Raw genomic sequence first — 15,926 nt, 5'->3', positions numbered from 1 at the left:
TTACACCTCCGATACATCTGTTCCTTCCAACGTGTACATTTCATATTTCACATTCCCCTGTTGATGAATATCAGTGCCTAGGTTGTAAACACAATTGGATATTATATATTCTCCATCATTTACAAAAACTTCAATTAGATTCGGATCCACATATACATCTATCTGGAATCCATCTTTTAAATCAGGAGTGGAAAATTCTGTTTGCATTTCCCATGAAGTATCTACCAGCCTACCTCTGTCTGTATGGATCTTGTTTCCTTTTCTTGTAAATTGTCTACTTCTTCTTTTTCTGATTCGAAATACTTCTCTGTGTATTTTTGACATCTCTTACTAATAGCTGAACGTTATCATAAGCTAAGCCAAATTTAAAGAGCTTTTCACCTTGTTTATTATAGAAAATCGTGACCTTATCCCAACTGCTGCTTACATTTCCATCTCCATAATCTTTATAAAACTCTTCAGTTTTTTCATTGGAGAATGCAATGTCTGACAATTTATATTCTCTCTTTGTTAAGAAATATGAATACACAACTTTGCCTTTGTATCTTTCACATTTTCTTGTTAAACCATACAAAAAACAGAATAAAAATATAAAGAAAATAACTGTGATTCCAATACCAAAAATCATCGTATCTGTACCTGCACAAAGTGATATCACTCCAAAATACATCGTACACACCAAAAATAAGGCAAACATAACGATATAAAGAATTCTATATCTCTTCTTTAGCGATATTATGTATTTGGGTTTTTCCTCAGTCAATATATTAGATTCCTTTTTCATCTCCATCTATTTTTCTGTCCCCTTCAATAAAATATCTCATCCAAGTCGCGTATAGACACATCGCTTTTCCTATACCACTTTGCAAATTTTCGATATATCCTTGTCGGGGGAATTACCATACTTAGCAGCATCCATACACACATCCAAAAAATTCCTATAGTTGCACCAAAAGCACAGTAAATAAATTCTTTAAAAATAACAAGAAGAACAACTGATGGCACTATAAATCCAGCTAATACACCGATTAATTGAAACCAAAATGTAAATTTGTATGATCTTATAAATTTATTATAATTCTCCTCAAGTAATATTTCTTTTGCAAAATCCTTCATGTCCAAGTTCTGTCGTAGATTTTCTAATGAAGCATTCGCTTGGATTAAGTCTCTTTTCTGCATATTCCTCACTTCTCCTAATTTTTTCTGCCTATAAAATTATCTTGTTATAGTAATTACAATAGAGATTAGAATTGCCACTATAATACTAATTATTGGCCAGTGATTTTTTAATATATTTTTTCCAGTGTAAACTCTTCCGACTTCCATATAACCACTGATGATACCTGTACTGTTCATGGCTGAAAGCATGTCATCTGTAACACCAGGAATTACTTTTGTTATGACATTTATTCCATTTCTTCTCATGGCCACTTCCTCGATGCCCAGCATAGCTTGCAAAACCCATTCCTCAAATTCTGTTCGCTCTCTGTTGCAAAAATTAATGTGTCTGGTCATTAGCCCGACCTGAATTCTTCCGATAAAAAACATGATAAATCCAACGACAAATGCTACAGCTGGAACAATAAATTGAAAAACCGTAGGGAGGTCGCAAAGTATAAGAACAAACGAAGGAATCGCTCCAAATAACAAATCCATCCCCCAAAATGACAAATAGAATCCTTTGCGAAGTCTTCTCGTCACTTCTTCCGGTGAGTAAATAATCGTGCTTTTATCAGCTTTGTTCACAGTTTGAACAATTAACCATGTTGGAATTCCGATAAGAACCGATACTATAAGTAGTGGAATTATTATATCCATACAACAATCTCCTCCTCAAATCCTGATTTTCTCAATTCGTCAACTGGAAGTTGTCTGTTATAAAATATCAGCAACAAATTCCTCTATCAAACGATTCACCTGTTCGGGTTTGTCTGTATTGGAATTGTGTCCTGCTCCTTCGATCCACGTCAAAGGAATTTTCGTATTGCGATGCCATGCTTTGTTGTACCGTATACACGAACCAGCGTAATCTTGTGTGCCGCACATCAATAATGCGGGACACTTGATTTCATACGGCAGATTCTTTTCCATGGCCGCTGCCAAAATACGATAGCCATGTCCAGCAATTTGTGCATAGCGTTTCTGGTTTCCGTCATAAGTCAGCATCATTTCACGCATGAGGCTTCTACCATAGTCAGTCTTGGCAACGCCTTCCGACCCTGATTTCAGGAGCCATTTCCACGGATAATGAGCATATACCGGTTCCATCCGTTTCAAAAGCCAGATCTCAACTGCCGTCACATAGCTTCGTTGCAGCGGTGCAGAGTCAATGGAGACAAAGCCTGTCATTTTGTCTGGGTAAAGCTGCGCATAAGCCTGTCCCACATATCCACCCATAGACTGCCCGACAATAACAGGCTTTGTAAGTCCTTCTTGGTTTAAGATATCATCCAGCCATTTTGCCTTGTCGAACAAATCAAAATCAAACCGAAACGGCCATGAGGAAGCGTGTGCCGGTGCATCCCAGACGATAACATTATACCTGTTCTCAAAATACTGAATCTGCTTATCAAACAATCTATGGTCTGCCGTCAATCCCGGTAGAAGAACAAGCGTAATTGTATCCGGGTTTGACACGCTTGCCCAATAGTGAATCGTTCCGCATCGAGTATGATAAGTTTTTTTCCCCATGTTTACTCCCCTTTTCTCTAGAAAGTTTTTTCCCAGTCCTCATCTGTATATGAAACTTCTTCATTCATTAGATTTCCGCCAACTACTAATTTTCCTGTATCGACATTATAAATATTTAGATAAATTGAATAATCAGGATTACCATCTAATATCTGATACATGGCACAATATATAGATGTTTTTCCCACGCATGAAAAAGCTTTTTTAAATGAAAGCTCTTGATCATAGTACATATTAATAGTGTTATATGAATCATTACAACATACATCGTACTTCTGATTGATACCTGTTAATACTGCCTTTTGATCATCTATATGTTTTTCAACATATCCTTTCCAATACTCAATTTCTTCCTGAGTCGCAACCATATTAACTTGTCCATCAATACATTCGATTTTTTGATAATTTCCGTCACTGTTTTCTTTAAGATAGTCAACTAGTGCTTCTTCATCATACCCAGACAACGCTTCAAACTGTTCTGGAAAAACAATTTCTGTTGTATCCTCTAAAACTGTAGGGTTCTCTATTACACTACTTTCCTTTTCGTTTACAGATTCCGTCATAGTGTCTATTTCTTTACTACACGCCGTCAAGAAAGTGCATACTAACGCAACAACTAGTACGGTAAGGGTACGTTTTTTCATGATTTTTTCCTCCGTTTTTTGCTATTCTCTATATTCAAACAACATATCATAATCCTTAATTATGTTTTTGTGCTGTTCCTCATCAGTTAAGTAATATGCTGTATTCCAAGAATATGATAGATTGCCCATTCCTCAAAACGAACATCTATAATCTCTCCATTTTCTAGATAGTATCGAAATATCGTTGGAATCAAGTATTGTTCTGAAAACTCTTTATACAGAGCCAGGCTTATATCAGACCAAGATGGCATAGTTTCGATTGTTAATAAATCGTTGCTATGTAACACCTCTCTCCTCCTTATTCTCATGTAAAAGAAAAGCGTCTGATATTTCACAGACGCCTAATCTCTTAATATGGACAGCGGATCGGAATACACCGGTTAATCTTCAATGGCTATTATTTGCCCCAAATCAGGAAGTAGGCTGTCCCGTCTACTTTTACTTCGCTTACGCAGGCTTCTCTCCTACATATATTATATTGTGACTACGGTTTTTAGTCAATCAAATTTTTTTGCTTTTCTATATTTTCTATATTTTCTGTATTGCTAATCTCTATAGCATTCTTTCGCTTCTTGGTCAACATAAATGTTTGATATAGAATCAATCCATAGATGGCCATTTGTAATACTAATCTTACTGTGGTGTTCATTGACAAATACTGTTCTGCATACCTAATCATCTGATAATTATTGATTACAATTCGGATAATTCCCCAGATTGCTGCCACCGAAATCAAACGCGACCATATCTTATCATTCTTACAACGTATAAAATAGCAAAAGGATGCAATAGCACCTATGATGCTTGGAATTATTAAAGCAATTCCAACACAAACAAGTTGCCATGTTGCATATCTAATAATATTTTCAGATCCTGTTATACACATTGCACCAAAATACGCTACAATAACAACCCCCATCCTTTTTGGAGATAATGTGCCCTTTACAGCTTGATATAATCCATAAGTAAAAAATACAATCTGAATGATTATTCCCAATATATTAATCACAATAAGCTGAATATCACTGTAACCAACTGCCTGTGATTGCAACGGAAACCTAATTATCATATCAATTATTGTAATTAAGAATGAGAATACAATAAACGCATAGAGAGCAATCATTATATAATTTGCACTCTTTTTTTCTATTACAGGATTTCTTTCTACCAATTTTACCATATCTTTTCCAGCCAGTAGATCATCAAGACTTACATCCAGAATCTGAGATATTTTCTTTGTTGTAAGCAAATCAGGATATCTGTCACCACATTCCCATCTGGAAACAGACTGCCTTGTTACGTATAATTGCTCTGCAAGAGATTGTTGAGTCATTCCCTTACCTTACCTTCTCTTGCTCTTCTTAGTTGTTCGCCAAATTCGACCATATCAAATCTGCTCCTTTCATTTTGATTTTATCATCTGCAGATGTGATTATAGTATCACCTAAATCCAAAACAACATCAAGCACCACCTTAAATTATGGTGTCACCATTATGGTGCGTTGCTTCAATATCACTCAACTCCCTTAATTCTCTCAACAACAGTTCCATTCTTTTCCAAAACAATCCAAGTAAGCACTGGAACCATAGTACAAACCAGCAAACTGATTCCCAGTTGCGGCATATTGCCCTGTGCTTTTTCAATCTCATCTGCATCTTCAATTTTGGGTTCCCAGGAAAAGTCTTTTGCATTGTCATTTTCTTCTAATAACGCCAGGATTTCTTGTTCTGTATCTCTATCATATTCTTTGTGATATTTTATGCTGGTCTTAAGTGTAATTGGATGATTGGCAAATGTTTTCACCACCTGATCACAGGCTATAATCGTCGGTGGGTATCCAAGGAGTGCCGTATAATAATTCTCGTCCGTAATTCCTTCTATGGTAAAGGTTTTTGTCGTTTGTTGATCTTCATACAAAGCACATGTCACATTTTTTCCTATGATATCAGCATCTGCGAGATCCAAACCATTTCGATAAACAATGCATGCTTTTCCCGAACGGAAGTCCCCTTTATTGATCGGATGCTCAAGACTGTTATTTAAATAATCAAATTCCTGTTCATCAATTCCAATCAGAGAGGATCCAAAATTCTCAGGATGATTCTGATACTCGTCCTTTTCCTTACCATATGGAATGCTGTCTTCTGATTTTTCTTTGCATGCCGTATCATTTTGAATGACCATATCCGTATCCATATAATTTGACACTATGGTTCTTGCTGCCTGACTGTCCAGCATGGTCACAATACAAAGGTACACAGACAAACTGGCTGCCAAAGACAACAGTACCACCGCAGTTCTTTTCTTATCCTTTGTAAACTGCTCCATAGAAAGTCTTGCTATTACTTTCCCCTTTCCTGCTTTTCTTATCTTTATCTATTCACTTTAAATCTGACCACATAGTTACTGTGATTTTTGCTGCATACGTGCTGCATACTTGCTACATATCCACAAATTTCCACCACGTTTCTGGACATCCCATAAAGATTCGAGGGTAAAGAAAAACCCCAGAAACACAAGGTTTCTGAGGTTTTGTATGCATTTTCTCGTCCCAAACGATTATCTCTTTGTGAACCGAAATTAACGTTTGCTGAACTGTGGTGCGCGACGAGCGGATTTGAGACCGTATTGCGCGAGTTTTTGAGCTGTTTTTCCTTGATATTCCGGGCTTTTTCGGCTTTCTGCTTCTCAGTTATCCGGTATACGGACCATAAAAAACGGCCTTTTTCATTCAGTGATAGCCTGATGAAATGCACCATTTACTACCCCAAACAATTCCTCTGGTTTATTGTACTTCACTTTTGCATAAATGTCCATAGTTGTTTTGCTGTTTTCATGTCCGGCAAGGTATTGTACTGTCTTTGGATCAACGCCTGCATAGAGAAGATTGGTGATGTAAGTGTGCCGCAGCTGATGGGGTGTCACATCGAAGTCCAGCGTATATTTGATTTTGGGTTGATTCTTCTGGGTCAAACCCAGCGTTGGAGTAACCGTATATTTGATACTCTCCCCATTTACATACTTATAATAGTTCCGGGGCTTAGTAGAGCGGACAACTACATACTGCCATACCCTTTGAAACTGTGAAGCAGCCAACGGTTCCCCTTTGCTATCTGCAATCACATAATCTGATATGGAGTTTTCTTTCGCTTCTCTCAGACACTCTACCAAACACTTTGGTATTGGAATATCCCTTTTTGCCGCAGGAGTTTTTAGCACCGTAGAAATTACGGGTCTGTTATGCTCTGTACGCCATGCCCGCCTCACCGATAGATAAGGTGTATCCTCGTCCAGAAATACACAATCCCATTGCAGTGCAAGAATTTCTTCCCGGCGCAGACCGGAATACAAACCGAGCATAATAAACAAATATGGAGGAAGCCCCTTGACTGTATCCAGAAGCACTGCCACCTGTTGATCTGTCAGTGCTTCCTTCTTTTTTGTCGGCTTTCCACCCTTGCCCGATATTCCCACACAGGGGTTGTGTTCAAGGATTTGATTTCTCTCTGCCGCATAAAAAATACATTTGAGCAGCATATTGACCTTATTGTATAAGCCTTCCGATTTCTTTGACAATGGAACAAGCGCCAGCCGAATATCGTCAGCGGTCACTTCTTCCATATACATCTCTCCCAGGGGTTTGATGATATAGTTTGTCATGTCCCTCGTATAACCTCTGAGTGTAGACGCAGACACCTTTGCCGACTGCATCAGCAGCCACTTCTCGCCATACTCGGCTACTGTTGGGTGCTGCCGGTGAAAGATAATTTCTTCCACCTGCTTCCGGGCCTCTAACTGCTTCTCATACAACTCCTCGCAAGTGGTAGCATACAGACTTACCTCCTTGCCATCCGCATCCGTAATCCGGGTTCTGTAATACTGGATTCCTTTCAATGTAATAGTCCCATACTTCGGAACCTCCGTTTTCTTTTTAGCCATCTTCGATCTTCCTTTCTTGATAATGTGTAGTCTCCGTATCTACACTCTCTTTTTATCAGAAAGCCTCGATTTAATCAAAGATACGGCTGATGTAAAACAAAGAGCGAGACATCCTTGCCTCGCTCCTGCTTCATTTCCTATTTGTTATTACTGTGCTGCATCCCAGCTTGCAAACGCGCAGCTCATTGATCTGACCAGCTCATCCGGCCTGTTATACTTAACCTTTGCATAGATGTCCATAGTAATCTTGCTACTTTCATGGCCTGCCAGGTATTGAACCGTTTTTGGATCTACCGACGCATGAATGAGGTTAGTGATATAAGTATGCCGCAACTGATGGGGTGTTACCTCAAAGTCCAGGCTGTAAACCACTTTTCCGTTATGAGCGGCCTTTTCTCCCAAGACAGGTGTGACAGTATGCTTTACTCTTTTTCCATCTTCATACCGATAATAGCTCCGCTCCTTGACCGTCCTCGTAACAATATACTGCCAAAGTCGCTTAAACTGCGTGTAGGACAGCGGTTCGCCATCCCGGTTTGAAACCACATACTCCGAAGTCGAAGTTTCCTTTGCTGCTTTCAAACACTCAGCCAAGCAAACAGGAAGGGGGATATTTCTCTCCGCAGCCTTGGTTTTCAATTCATCCGAAATCACCGGTCTGTTATGTTCGGTGTGCCATGCCCGTCTTACCGTCAGATATGGAGTATCTGTATCCAGATATACTGAATCCCATTGCAGAGCAAGAATTTCTTCCCGGCGTAGCCCTGCATATAAACCAATCATGACAAAGACATAAGGCGGCAAATCTCGGATAGCATCCAAAAGGCGCTCCACCTGTTCATCTGTCAAAGCCTGACGATCCTCTTGTGGAACACCGCCACCTTTTGTTGTCAGATAAATCGTTGGGTTGTGGTCAATAATCCTGCTTTCCATCGCTGCGCGAAAGATAGATTTGTAAAGGATTACCACAGATTTATAAACCGATGCAGATTTTTTGGAAACCGGAACAAGGGCAAGCTGAATATCATCCAGGCTAACCTCACCCATCCGTTTATCTCCCAATTCCGCTATAATATGCCGCCTGACCTTTGAGGTGTAATCCGTCAAAGTAGTAGCTCGTACATGAACCGACTGCATCAGCAGCCACTTTTCACAATACTCTGCAACTGTGGGCGTTTTCCGATGAAAAGTGGCATTCTCAATCTGTTCCAACGCAAGCGTTTCTTTGTTGTATAGTTCTTCAGGTGTTTTTGCGTAGATAGCTACGAGCTTACCATTCGCGTCTTTGATTCTGGTCCTATAATATAGGACACCTCTTTTCATAACTGTGCCATATTGAGGAATTATTGTTTGCCGTTTGGCCAATTCCGTCACCTCCTAAGAATAGACTCCAGCGCTGTATCTATGTTTTATCAGACCATTATGATTTCGACAAGGATACGGACCGGCTCACACTCCAGCTCTGCGAGGTTTACGATAAGTTGCGTTCTTTTCTGTTGGCTTTGCTCTGTGGGTGCATTTTGCGATATACTCCTGAAGGCCCGCTGAAGTAAAGTACACACAGCCATTCTGCACATATTGCACATAAGAAATAAGACCATTGTTACGGGCCGCGTCCAGCGTTGCAATGCTGATACCTAAAATTTCTGCTGCTTCTTTTCGTGTAATAAGTTTTTCCATAAAGCATATTTCCTCCAATCTGTCAAGTTTGTCATCGTGTTTGTTCAAAGCCACATGAATACGCTGGCAGCCGAAACTGCCAGCGCATGGTATCTGATTTTGAACAGGAAGCTGCAAACGCTTCCTATTTATATAACTCAGCTTTCATCACATTTGCCACGCCCCCTGACGATGGGAACACAACAAGTCTCCGCTGGCGCGGCTGTCATAACTCCGCAGCACCGTTCGTATCGTGTGCCGCAGGGTTCCCCCCAAGTCTTTGGCGGGCCGTGAGGAAGTATCTTTAAGCCCCCATGCAGTCATCGCGCCGAATCTGCCACAATCCGTTTTATGAAATCGTAGATCGCTCCGAAGCAGTTCTTTCATCACCTCCCTGACTGCTCCATCTTCGCGGCGTTTCATATTCGCTCGTACATGGGTTATGTACCTGTTGTGCTGTCTATTCGATTGTCAATGTACTGATGAAGGAGGAAAACTTGTCCTTCTTATTAACACTGACAAAAAAGGCAAAAAACAGGCGTATCAAATGAAATTTTATCAAAAATATTTTACAAGCTGCTTTAATCCACGGCGGATACTGTCTCGGACACGGCTTGGGTCTACACCTTCTACTTCGGCAATTTTATTTACCGTCATTCCCAGATAGTATCGGGCATAAATCCTCTTTGCCTGTTTCTCCGGCAGCTTCATCACAGCGGCATAGACCTGCTCCTGAAACTGTTTTTCCTCCAGAACCATCTCCGGTGTCTGCGGCTTCAACAACACCGCATTTTCAATGCCATTCTCGCAATCCAGAGAATACTGTGCTTTATAACGATACATCTTTCGCTCATACGCAGCCTCCGCACGTTCAGCTGCTCGAATAGTCTCCATTACTTCCTCTGTCACATCTACAAAAAAGTCTGTTGTATAAACATCAGGATAAAGTTCCCGAAGGTTAATTTTCTTCATTATGTACCTCCATTTCGATTCACGGGTGATTGACGGGTGAATCGAATGGAGGTGGAGACCGACACCGGCAGACAACCGGGTCATCTCCGAAAAAATGGCAACAAAAAACGCCAGATTTCCGTGGGGGAAAACTGGCGCGCCAAGAACAGCCATTATTATACCGAATTACATAGAACGATAATGCCGATACAATATTATACTTGCCCGGAGGAGGAGCAATGCTTTTTTTAACTGATGTAGATCATGTGAGCTTTGAAAAAGCAAACGGGACACGGTAAATTAACCTCCAATCGGCTACCGTGTCCCTGCAAGTCGTCATTGGTTTGTGCAATCGCAAAGAAACGGCGGCTCTGAAAATCAAAGCCGCCGTTTCAAATGGGCGTGTTGATAGGCTGCTGTACGACGGCTTTTTTTCTTTTGCCGTCGTGCGGCAGCTTGTTCCTTTTGCGCTTATCTTAACAAGCAATCCTCACAGAAATGTCACTGACACACGCTGTTTCGACAGAATAATGGGCTGAAATCTCACGAACCTGTGAGATTTGAAAAACCGGGAGAATAATCTCCCGGTTTTCATCGCAAATATTTAATTCTGCCGCAGTCTCTCTACAACGCTTTGCTTAACATTTTGCATGAAAGTTATGACGGGGGTTGCCAAGCAGACCAGCAAAACAATAGCTGCGACAACCAACAGAGAAATTACAGGATAGTGAAAAGCTGCATAAGGAACCATTCTTCTAAAGGCTGAGTATATTGGAATATATATCGCTGTTCCCAGTGTGGCAAGCAGTAGGAAAGAAATACTCCAATAATACACGCCTTCCCAAAGCAATACATTTCTAATTTGCTTTTTCGTCATTCCTATACTTTCAAGTGTTGCAAATTCATGTTTCCGAGTATTTACACTAACAACCATTGTGTTAATGAAATTCATAATTCCTATCAGCAAAAATACAGCGGACAACCCTGCGGCTATAATCCTTGAGGTCAGCAAATATCCGGCCATTTCTTGCTGCTTTTCATATCGTGACAGAATCGTAATGCCCGGTGACGAAGCAGTAATGGATTGAAGCTGCTCCATAATCCCTTTGTCATAACTGCTATCAATCGTATCAAAAGCAATCCGAAAGATTTTGGTTTCTCCAGACAACTTCTCTATTGCCTGCTTACTGATATACAAATCAGGGGCAGTACCTCTCTCATTTCCTCGACCACTCTGAAAATCAGCGTCCAGAAAGCCAGTTGCCACTGTAAAGACCTGTTCCCCGGACTCACCGACAACGGTGATTGCTTGCCCTGGCTGAATCAATAGGTTTCCCTCATCATCCGTCATAGCGGACAAAACCACCAACTCTCCCTTTTCAAAGGCGGTTAAGTCAATAGGCTTATCAAGCGTTTTATTAAGTTCTTCGATATATCTGGAATCTATTCCGTAAACGCCGCTCCAAAAATTATCTGTATAGTTTTTTCGTGTTTCCGCATTTGAAAAATCAAGACCTGATACGCCATCCAAGGAATCAATATATTTCCCGAATACATTTTCGTCGTAAATGACATCCATAGTGGGCCACGGTGAAGCAGAATAAGTGACGCGCAGATTTTCAATTCCCTGCATTGTTTCAATTTGCTGCAACATTTCATCAGAGAGCAGGTTTCCTTCTTCGGAAATGCTGTAAGTCAATGCGAAATCACTTTCTCCCCATTGATTTACAAAATTGTCGGGACTTAGGCTTGATAGTAGACCAGCAGAAACCAAAAACAATATTAAGCCTAAAAATAAGGACGCAAAAGTAAGGAAAGCGCTTTTAGGGTTTCTAAAAATATTATCTCGTGCCATCCGAGATAATTTTGTTCTATGGCTCTTATGATCTCGGTAACTCCTTGTATTTGCCTCCGTATAGCGTGAAGCCGCAACAGGAGAAATACTTGCAGCTATTTTCGCTGGTTTCATGCTGCCGATGATTGCAGTAAAAAATGTGAAGATTGCGGCACCCGCAAAAATAATGGGGGAAAAGGACACTATCTCCCCAAGGTCTGTATCGCTTGAGTACATCATATTCATGGCAAACGGAACAAGTCCAAGCGAAACAATACCACCGACAATCAGGCCGCTGGGAATACCGATCACCGCCGTTCTGAATATTTGAGAACGCACGATCCGCTTGATTTGTCTTTTTGTCGTGCCTATCGTTTTAAGCTGTCCATAGAATTGTGTATCTCTTGAAATTGAGATATACAGAATGTTATAAATCAGCAAATAGCCGCTGATAATGATAAAGACGATAATAGCAGCCAGTGGAAGAACAATGGTGGTGGAATTGCTCTGAGCAATAGGTACAATTTCAAAGGACTGACTTTCTGTAAACGAAATCTTCCGTTTTAGTTTTTCACAGGATCGCAGGGCATTACTGTCATCAGAAAAAGAAATCATTGCGGTAGACACACTATCAAAGGGAAGCCCTGTTTGTGTTGCAAAAAGCTCCGAAACATAAGCGGCACCACGGTTGCCTGCACGTGAAGCCGAATAATCTGTATAATAGCCCGACAAAACAAATTCATCGGAGATATATTGATAATCTGTTCCGAGTTGATAGGAAAGGGAAATATTCATCCCTATCTGTGGATCATCAATCCCCATTGCACGCAAAGCCCATGTAGGGAGCATAATTTCATTTTTTGCTTGCGGATAATCTCCGTGTATATCCGAAATTGTTGGTACACGGTGTTCTTGCCATTCTGTTTCGTCTATCCAAGTAATACTCAGCAGGGCATCGTCCATTCCAGATGTATCAATGCTGCCCAATCTCTGACTGACACCAACTACGGATACCAAGCTGGATCGGCTCAATTCTTCATATTGTTCTTCTGAGAGACTTGTAATTGCCACATCCGCAGTCGTGCCCATCGCACGAATTTGCTGCATTTGATAGGTTTCAAAATAACTGCACCCCAAACTAAATACAGATGTAATCATAAAGGCGGTCAAGAATAATGCGATGGTAACGAAAACATTTCTCTGCTTATTAGCGCGGTAGCTTCTTTTGGCAAGACGATTGATTGTTGCCTGATTATTGTTCCCAAATAAAATATCATCCATCAATGTCACCCCCTGTCACTGTGCGATTTTTCCGTCCTCAATACGGATAATTCGGTCGGCAAGCTGGGCAATTTCATTGTTATGGGTAATCATTACAAGCGTTTGATGGAACTTCTGACTTGTAACTTTCAGCAAACCAAGAACATCACTACTTGTCCGGCTATCCAAATTGCCTGTCGGTTCATCTGCAAGTATAATAGCTGGTTTGGAAACAAGGGCGCGGGCAATCGCTACACGCTGCTGCTGGCCGCCGGACAGATTGTTAGGCATACTGTTCAGCTTCCCATCGAGAGCCAGCATTTTCACTACCTCATCCATAAACCGCTTGTCCACGGTATCACCATCCAGCTCCACCGGCAGGACAATATTTTCATAGACATTCAGCACAGGAACAAGATTGTAATTCTGAAAGATAAACCCGATGTTACGTCTGCGGAAGATGGTAAGCTGTTCATCCTTGAGTTTCGATAATTCTTTCCCTTTTACTTTAATACTGCCGGAAGTTGGCGTATCTAACCCGCCCATCATGTTCAGCAAAGTAGACTTACCGCTGCCGGAAGTACCAACAATGGCAACAAATTCACCTTCCTCAATGGATAGGGTCACGCCATCCAATGCTTTTGTAATGTTCGGTTCGGTGCCGTAATATTTCTTCAAATCTGTCGTTTGTAATATGTTCATATAGAACACCACCCTTTCTTTTTGATGGCTCTATCATAAAAGGTAAACCTCACAGAAATGTCACGGGAAACAAAATACCTCTGTTTAATTAAATCTCAAATGTCATAGGTCTGTGACATTTTGTTTTTTAGCGTACTTATTTTATTGTCGAGGCAGAAAGACGGAAAAAGTTGAACCCCTCCCAACCTCGGATGTTACCCGGATATAACCGCCTTGCAAGGTTACGATCTCACGAGCCAGATATAGACCAATACCAATTCCATCTACATCATGTACGATGTCCTCTCGATAGAAACGCTTGAAAATTGCTCCCTGATGCTGTTCTGAAATGCCAATGCCTGTATCTGCAATGTCGATTTTCACATACATTTCCCAACTTTCAACCGAAACACGGATTTGACCGCCCTCCGGCGTATATTTCACCGCATTGTCCAAAATATTGAACAATGCTTCACCTGTCCATTTTCTGTCATGGGAAACGACCAAGTTCTCCGGGCAGTCCACTTGAACATTGATCTGTTTTTTCTCGGCGTTCAGAAGAATACCTCCCAATGCGGCGGCAAGCGTGTCATAAAGCGGCTGGCTTTTCTTTTCCAGAGAAATAACACCTGTTTCCAAACGAGAGGTTTTAATCATAGCCTGCATGAGAAAATCCAGTTTATCAAGCTGGCTGGCCTGTGCCGTTAGAAACTCTTTTTGTTTTTGCACAGGGACTTCATTTTCAAGCAGAGTGCTGTTAATCATTTTCAAGTTCGCAATCGGGGTCTTGACCTGATGGGAGATGTCGGAAATCAGTTCTTGCAGGTCAGCCCGCTCTTGTGCAATGCCGTTCTTGTTTTCCTGCATGACTTCATATAAACGGTTCAGCCGATATTCAATTTTATAGAAAAGACTTTCTTCTTCCACAGTCTGTTTCGGCTGCATATTCCCGGATAACATATCATCCATTAAACTGCAAAAAGCATCGGAGAACATTGCCAGTTTGCGGCGAACCAGCACCATAAAACAAACAGCGCAAACCAGCACAAAAATGCCGAACAATAATACATACCAGACAGCGGTTATATTTGGGGTCAGCCCATACAAAGCTGCTGAAACCGTCCCCATTGCCACCAGCAGGAGAACAGCAAAAAAGATACAGGCTTTGTTGACGGAAAGTTTTCGCACATTCATTTCAGCGCTCCTCCGATCCACATATAGCCCATACCATATACCGTTTTGATATACTGACGGTCAGGTGTTTCGATTTTGTTTCGTACCCGGCTGATCGCCGCAGTCAGAGCGTGTTCATCCACAAAATTTTCGTCTGCGTCCCACAGCTTTTCCAACAAGACTTGCCGGGTCAAAACAATCTGCGGATTTTTCATCAGGATTTTCAAAAGTCGATATTCCAGTGGGGTGAATGTAAGTGGCTTTCCTGATAGAGTAGCACTCATTTCTGAAAAATTGATGGTCAGTGTGCCATCCTCATAAGTATCACCACCATATTGTTTTGTCAGCCTACCCAGCACTACCGCTAATTTCTTTTGAAAGACGCTCATAGGGAAAGGTTTTGTCACATAATCCTCTGCGCCCAGTTCATACCCTTTGAGCATATCGCTTTCCATATCATTTGCGGTCAGAAAAATAATAACGGTATCAGGGCGACGCTCTTTTATTTCCCGGCAGAAGTCAAAACCGTTCCCGTCCGGCAAATTTACATCCAGCACAATCAGGTCATAGTCCTGCTTTGTCAAGAAACTACTGGCCACTGATTTTGTCAGTGCAGAATCAACCGTATAGCCCGCAGTATTCAAGTTATAGCATAAAGTATTATTCAAAAGTCGATCATCCTCGACTACTAAAATTCGCATGGTATCACACTCCTTCATTTTCAGTGTATCACCCAAATGTCACAGAAACCTCACTGAGATTTGTTTTCTTTTCTCCGCCTGTCTACTGGCTTCTCTGCATTTTTAGGAATAAGCCAAATCGTCGCCATTTTTACAGCACCGGGGATGCGCCCAGATGTACACAAATAATTTATCTGGCGCGGCGTAACATTCCATTTTTGGCTTGCCTCTTTTAATGTTATGTAGTCCATTTTGCACCTCCTAAAATATTATATTTCGTCTTCTCGAAGAATACAAGTTTATCCCTACCTATTACTCTACAAAAATCAGCATAATCTTACCGTTCATCAGGCATAATTAGGTTATTCCTTTGCATAAACCAGAACGATACAATGTTATTGAGGTGAACGATT

Annotated in this window: 18 protein-coding genes; all 18 read right to left on the bottom strand. The window is 41.0% G+C overall.

What is annotated here, in order from left to right; genetic code table 11:
- Positions 1-324 carry a GH32 C-terminal domain-containing protein gene (locus NQ560_RS15895; RefSeq protein ID WP_227086854.1) on the bottom strand — a complete coding sequence of 108 codons (324 nt, stop codon included), beginning with the start codon at positions 322-324 and terminating at the stop codon, positions 1-3.
- Positions 275-790 carry a hypothetical protein gene (locus NQ560_RS03340; RefSeq protein ID WP_005335760.1) on the bottom strand — a complete coding sequence of 172 codons (516 nt, stop codon included), beginning with the start codon at positions 788-790 and terminating at the stop codon, positions 275-277. The genes NQ560_RS15895 and NQ560_RS03340 overlap by 50 nt, the downstream gene beginning before the upstream one ends.
- A gap of 17 nt (positions 791-807) precedes the next feature.
- Positions 808-1,179, bottom strand: a complete 372-nt coding sequence (locus NQ560_RS03335; protein WP_005335762.1) for a hypothetical protein — start codon at positions 1,177-1,179, stop codon at positions 808-810.
- A gap of 36 nt (positions 1,180-1,215) precedes the next feature.
- On the bottom strand, positions 1,216-1,818 hold the full coding sequence (locus NQ560_RS03330) for a hypothetical protein (RefSeq protein WP_005335763.1): 603 nt from the start codon (positions 1,816-1,818) through the stop codon (positions 1,216-1,218).
- A gap of 57 nt (positions 1,819-1,875) precedes the next feature.
- A complete protein-coding gene (locus tag NQ560_RS03325; RefSeq protein ID WP_005335764.1) occupies positions 1,876-2,691 on the bottom strand; it encodes an alpha/beta fold hydrolase in 816 nt (271 codons plus the stop codon).
- 17 nt (positions 2,692-2,708) lie between these two features.
- Positions 2,709-3,335: a hypothetical protein gene (locus NQ560_RS03320; protein ID WP_005335765.1), complete on the bottom strand. Its 627-nt coding sequence runs from the start codon at positions 3,333-3,335 to the stop codon at positions 2,709-2,711.
- Between the two features lie 86 nt (positions 3,336-3,421).
- Positions 3,422-3,622, bottom strand: a complete 201-nt coding sequence (locus NQ560_RS03315) for a hypothetical protein (RefSeq protein ID WP_040015728.1) — start codon at positions 3,620-3,622, stop codon at positions 3,422-3,424.
- A gap of 206 nt (positions 3,623-3,828) precedes the next feature.
- Positions 3,829-4,668 (bottom strand): helix-turn-helix domain-containing protein, encoded by an 840-nt coding sequence (locus tag NQ560_RS03310; RefSeq protein WP_005335767.1) that lies wholly within the window; start codon positions 4,666-4,668, stop codon positions 3,829-3,831.
- Between the two features lie 180 nt (positions 4,669-4,848).
- The gene (locus tag NQ560_RS03305; RefSeq protein WP_005335768.1) at positions 4,849-5,664 is read right to left on the bottom strand and encodes a hypothetical protein; all 816 of its coding nucleotides are present in this window, start codon (positions 5,662-5,664) and stop codon (positions 4,849-4,851) included.
- Positions 5,665-6,063: 399 nt separating this feature from the next.
- A complete protein-coding gene (locus NQ560_RS03300; RefSeq protein ID WP_005335769.1) occupies positions 6,064-7,275 on the bottom strand; it encodes a tyrosine-type recombinase/integrase in 1,212 nt (403 codons plus the stop codon).
- A gap of 147 nt (positions 7,276-7,422) precedes the next feature.
- The gene (locus tag NQ560_RS03295; RefSeq protein WP_422698337.1) at positions 7,423-8,598 is read right to left on the bottom strand and encodes a tyrosine-type recombinase/integrase; all 1,176 of its coding nucleotides are present in this window, start codon (positions 8,596-8,598) and stop codon (positions 7,423-7,425) included.
- Between the two features lie 126 nt (positions 8,599-8,724).
- Entirely contained in the window at positions 8,725-8,955 is a 231-nt protein-coding gene (locus NQ560_RS03290; RefSeq protein WP_040015730.1) for a helix-turn-helix domain-containing protein, read from the bottom strand.
- Between the two features lie 537 nt (positions 8,956-9,492).
- On the bottom strand, positions 9,493-9,906 hold the full coding sequence (locus NQ560_RS03285) for a sigma-70 family RNA polymerase sigma factor (protein WP_015516006.1): 414 nt from the start codon (positions 9,904-9,906) through the stop codon (positions 9,493-9,495).
- A 583-nt stretch (positions 9,907-10,489) separates the two neighbouring features.
- On the bottom strand, positions 10,490-13,000 hold the full coding sequence (locus NQ560_RS03280) for an ABC transporter permease (protein WP_005335788.1): 2,511 nt from the start codon (positions 12,998-13,000) through the stop codon (positions 10,490-10,492).
- A 15-nt stretch (positions 13,001-13,015) separates the two neighbouring features.
- Complete coding sequence (locus NQ560_RS03275) at positions 13,016-13,681, bottom strand: ABC transporter ATP-binding protein (RefSeq protein WP_005335790.1); 666 nt, start codon at positions 13,679-13,681, stop codon at positions 13,016-13,018.
- A 141-nt stretch (positions 13,682-13,822) separates the two neighbouring features.
- Entirely contained in the window at positions 13,823-14,854 is a 1,032-nt protein-coding gene (locus tag NQ560_RS03270) for a sensor histidine kinase (RefSeq protein WP_005335792.1), read from the bottom strand.
- On the bottom strand, positions 14,851-15,534 hold the full coding sequence (locus NQ560_RS03265; protein WP_040015731.1) for a response regulator transcription factor: 684 nt from the start codon (positions 15,532-15,534) through the stop codon (positions 14,851-14,853). Before NQ560_RS03265 ends, NQ560_RS03270 begins: the two co-directional genes overlap by 4 nt.
- 50 nt (positions 15,535-15,584) lie before the next feature.
- A complete protein-coding gene (locus tag NQ560_RS03260) occupies positions 15,585-15,764 on the bottom strand; it encodes a hypothetical protein (RefSeq protein WP_005335797.1) in 180 nt (59 codons plus the stop codon).
- Positions 15,765-15,926: the final 162 nt, after the last annotated feature.

The organism is Dorea formicigenerans, from assembly GCF_025150245.1.
Lineage (GTDB): Bacteria > Bacillota > Clostridia > Lachnospirales > Lachnospiraceae > Dorea > Dorea formicigenerans.
Note: the sequence above shows the minus strand (reverse complement) of the source record. Positions and strands in the feature narration are given on the sequence as shown.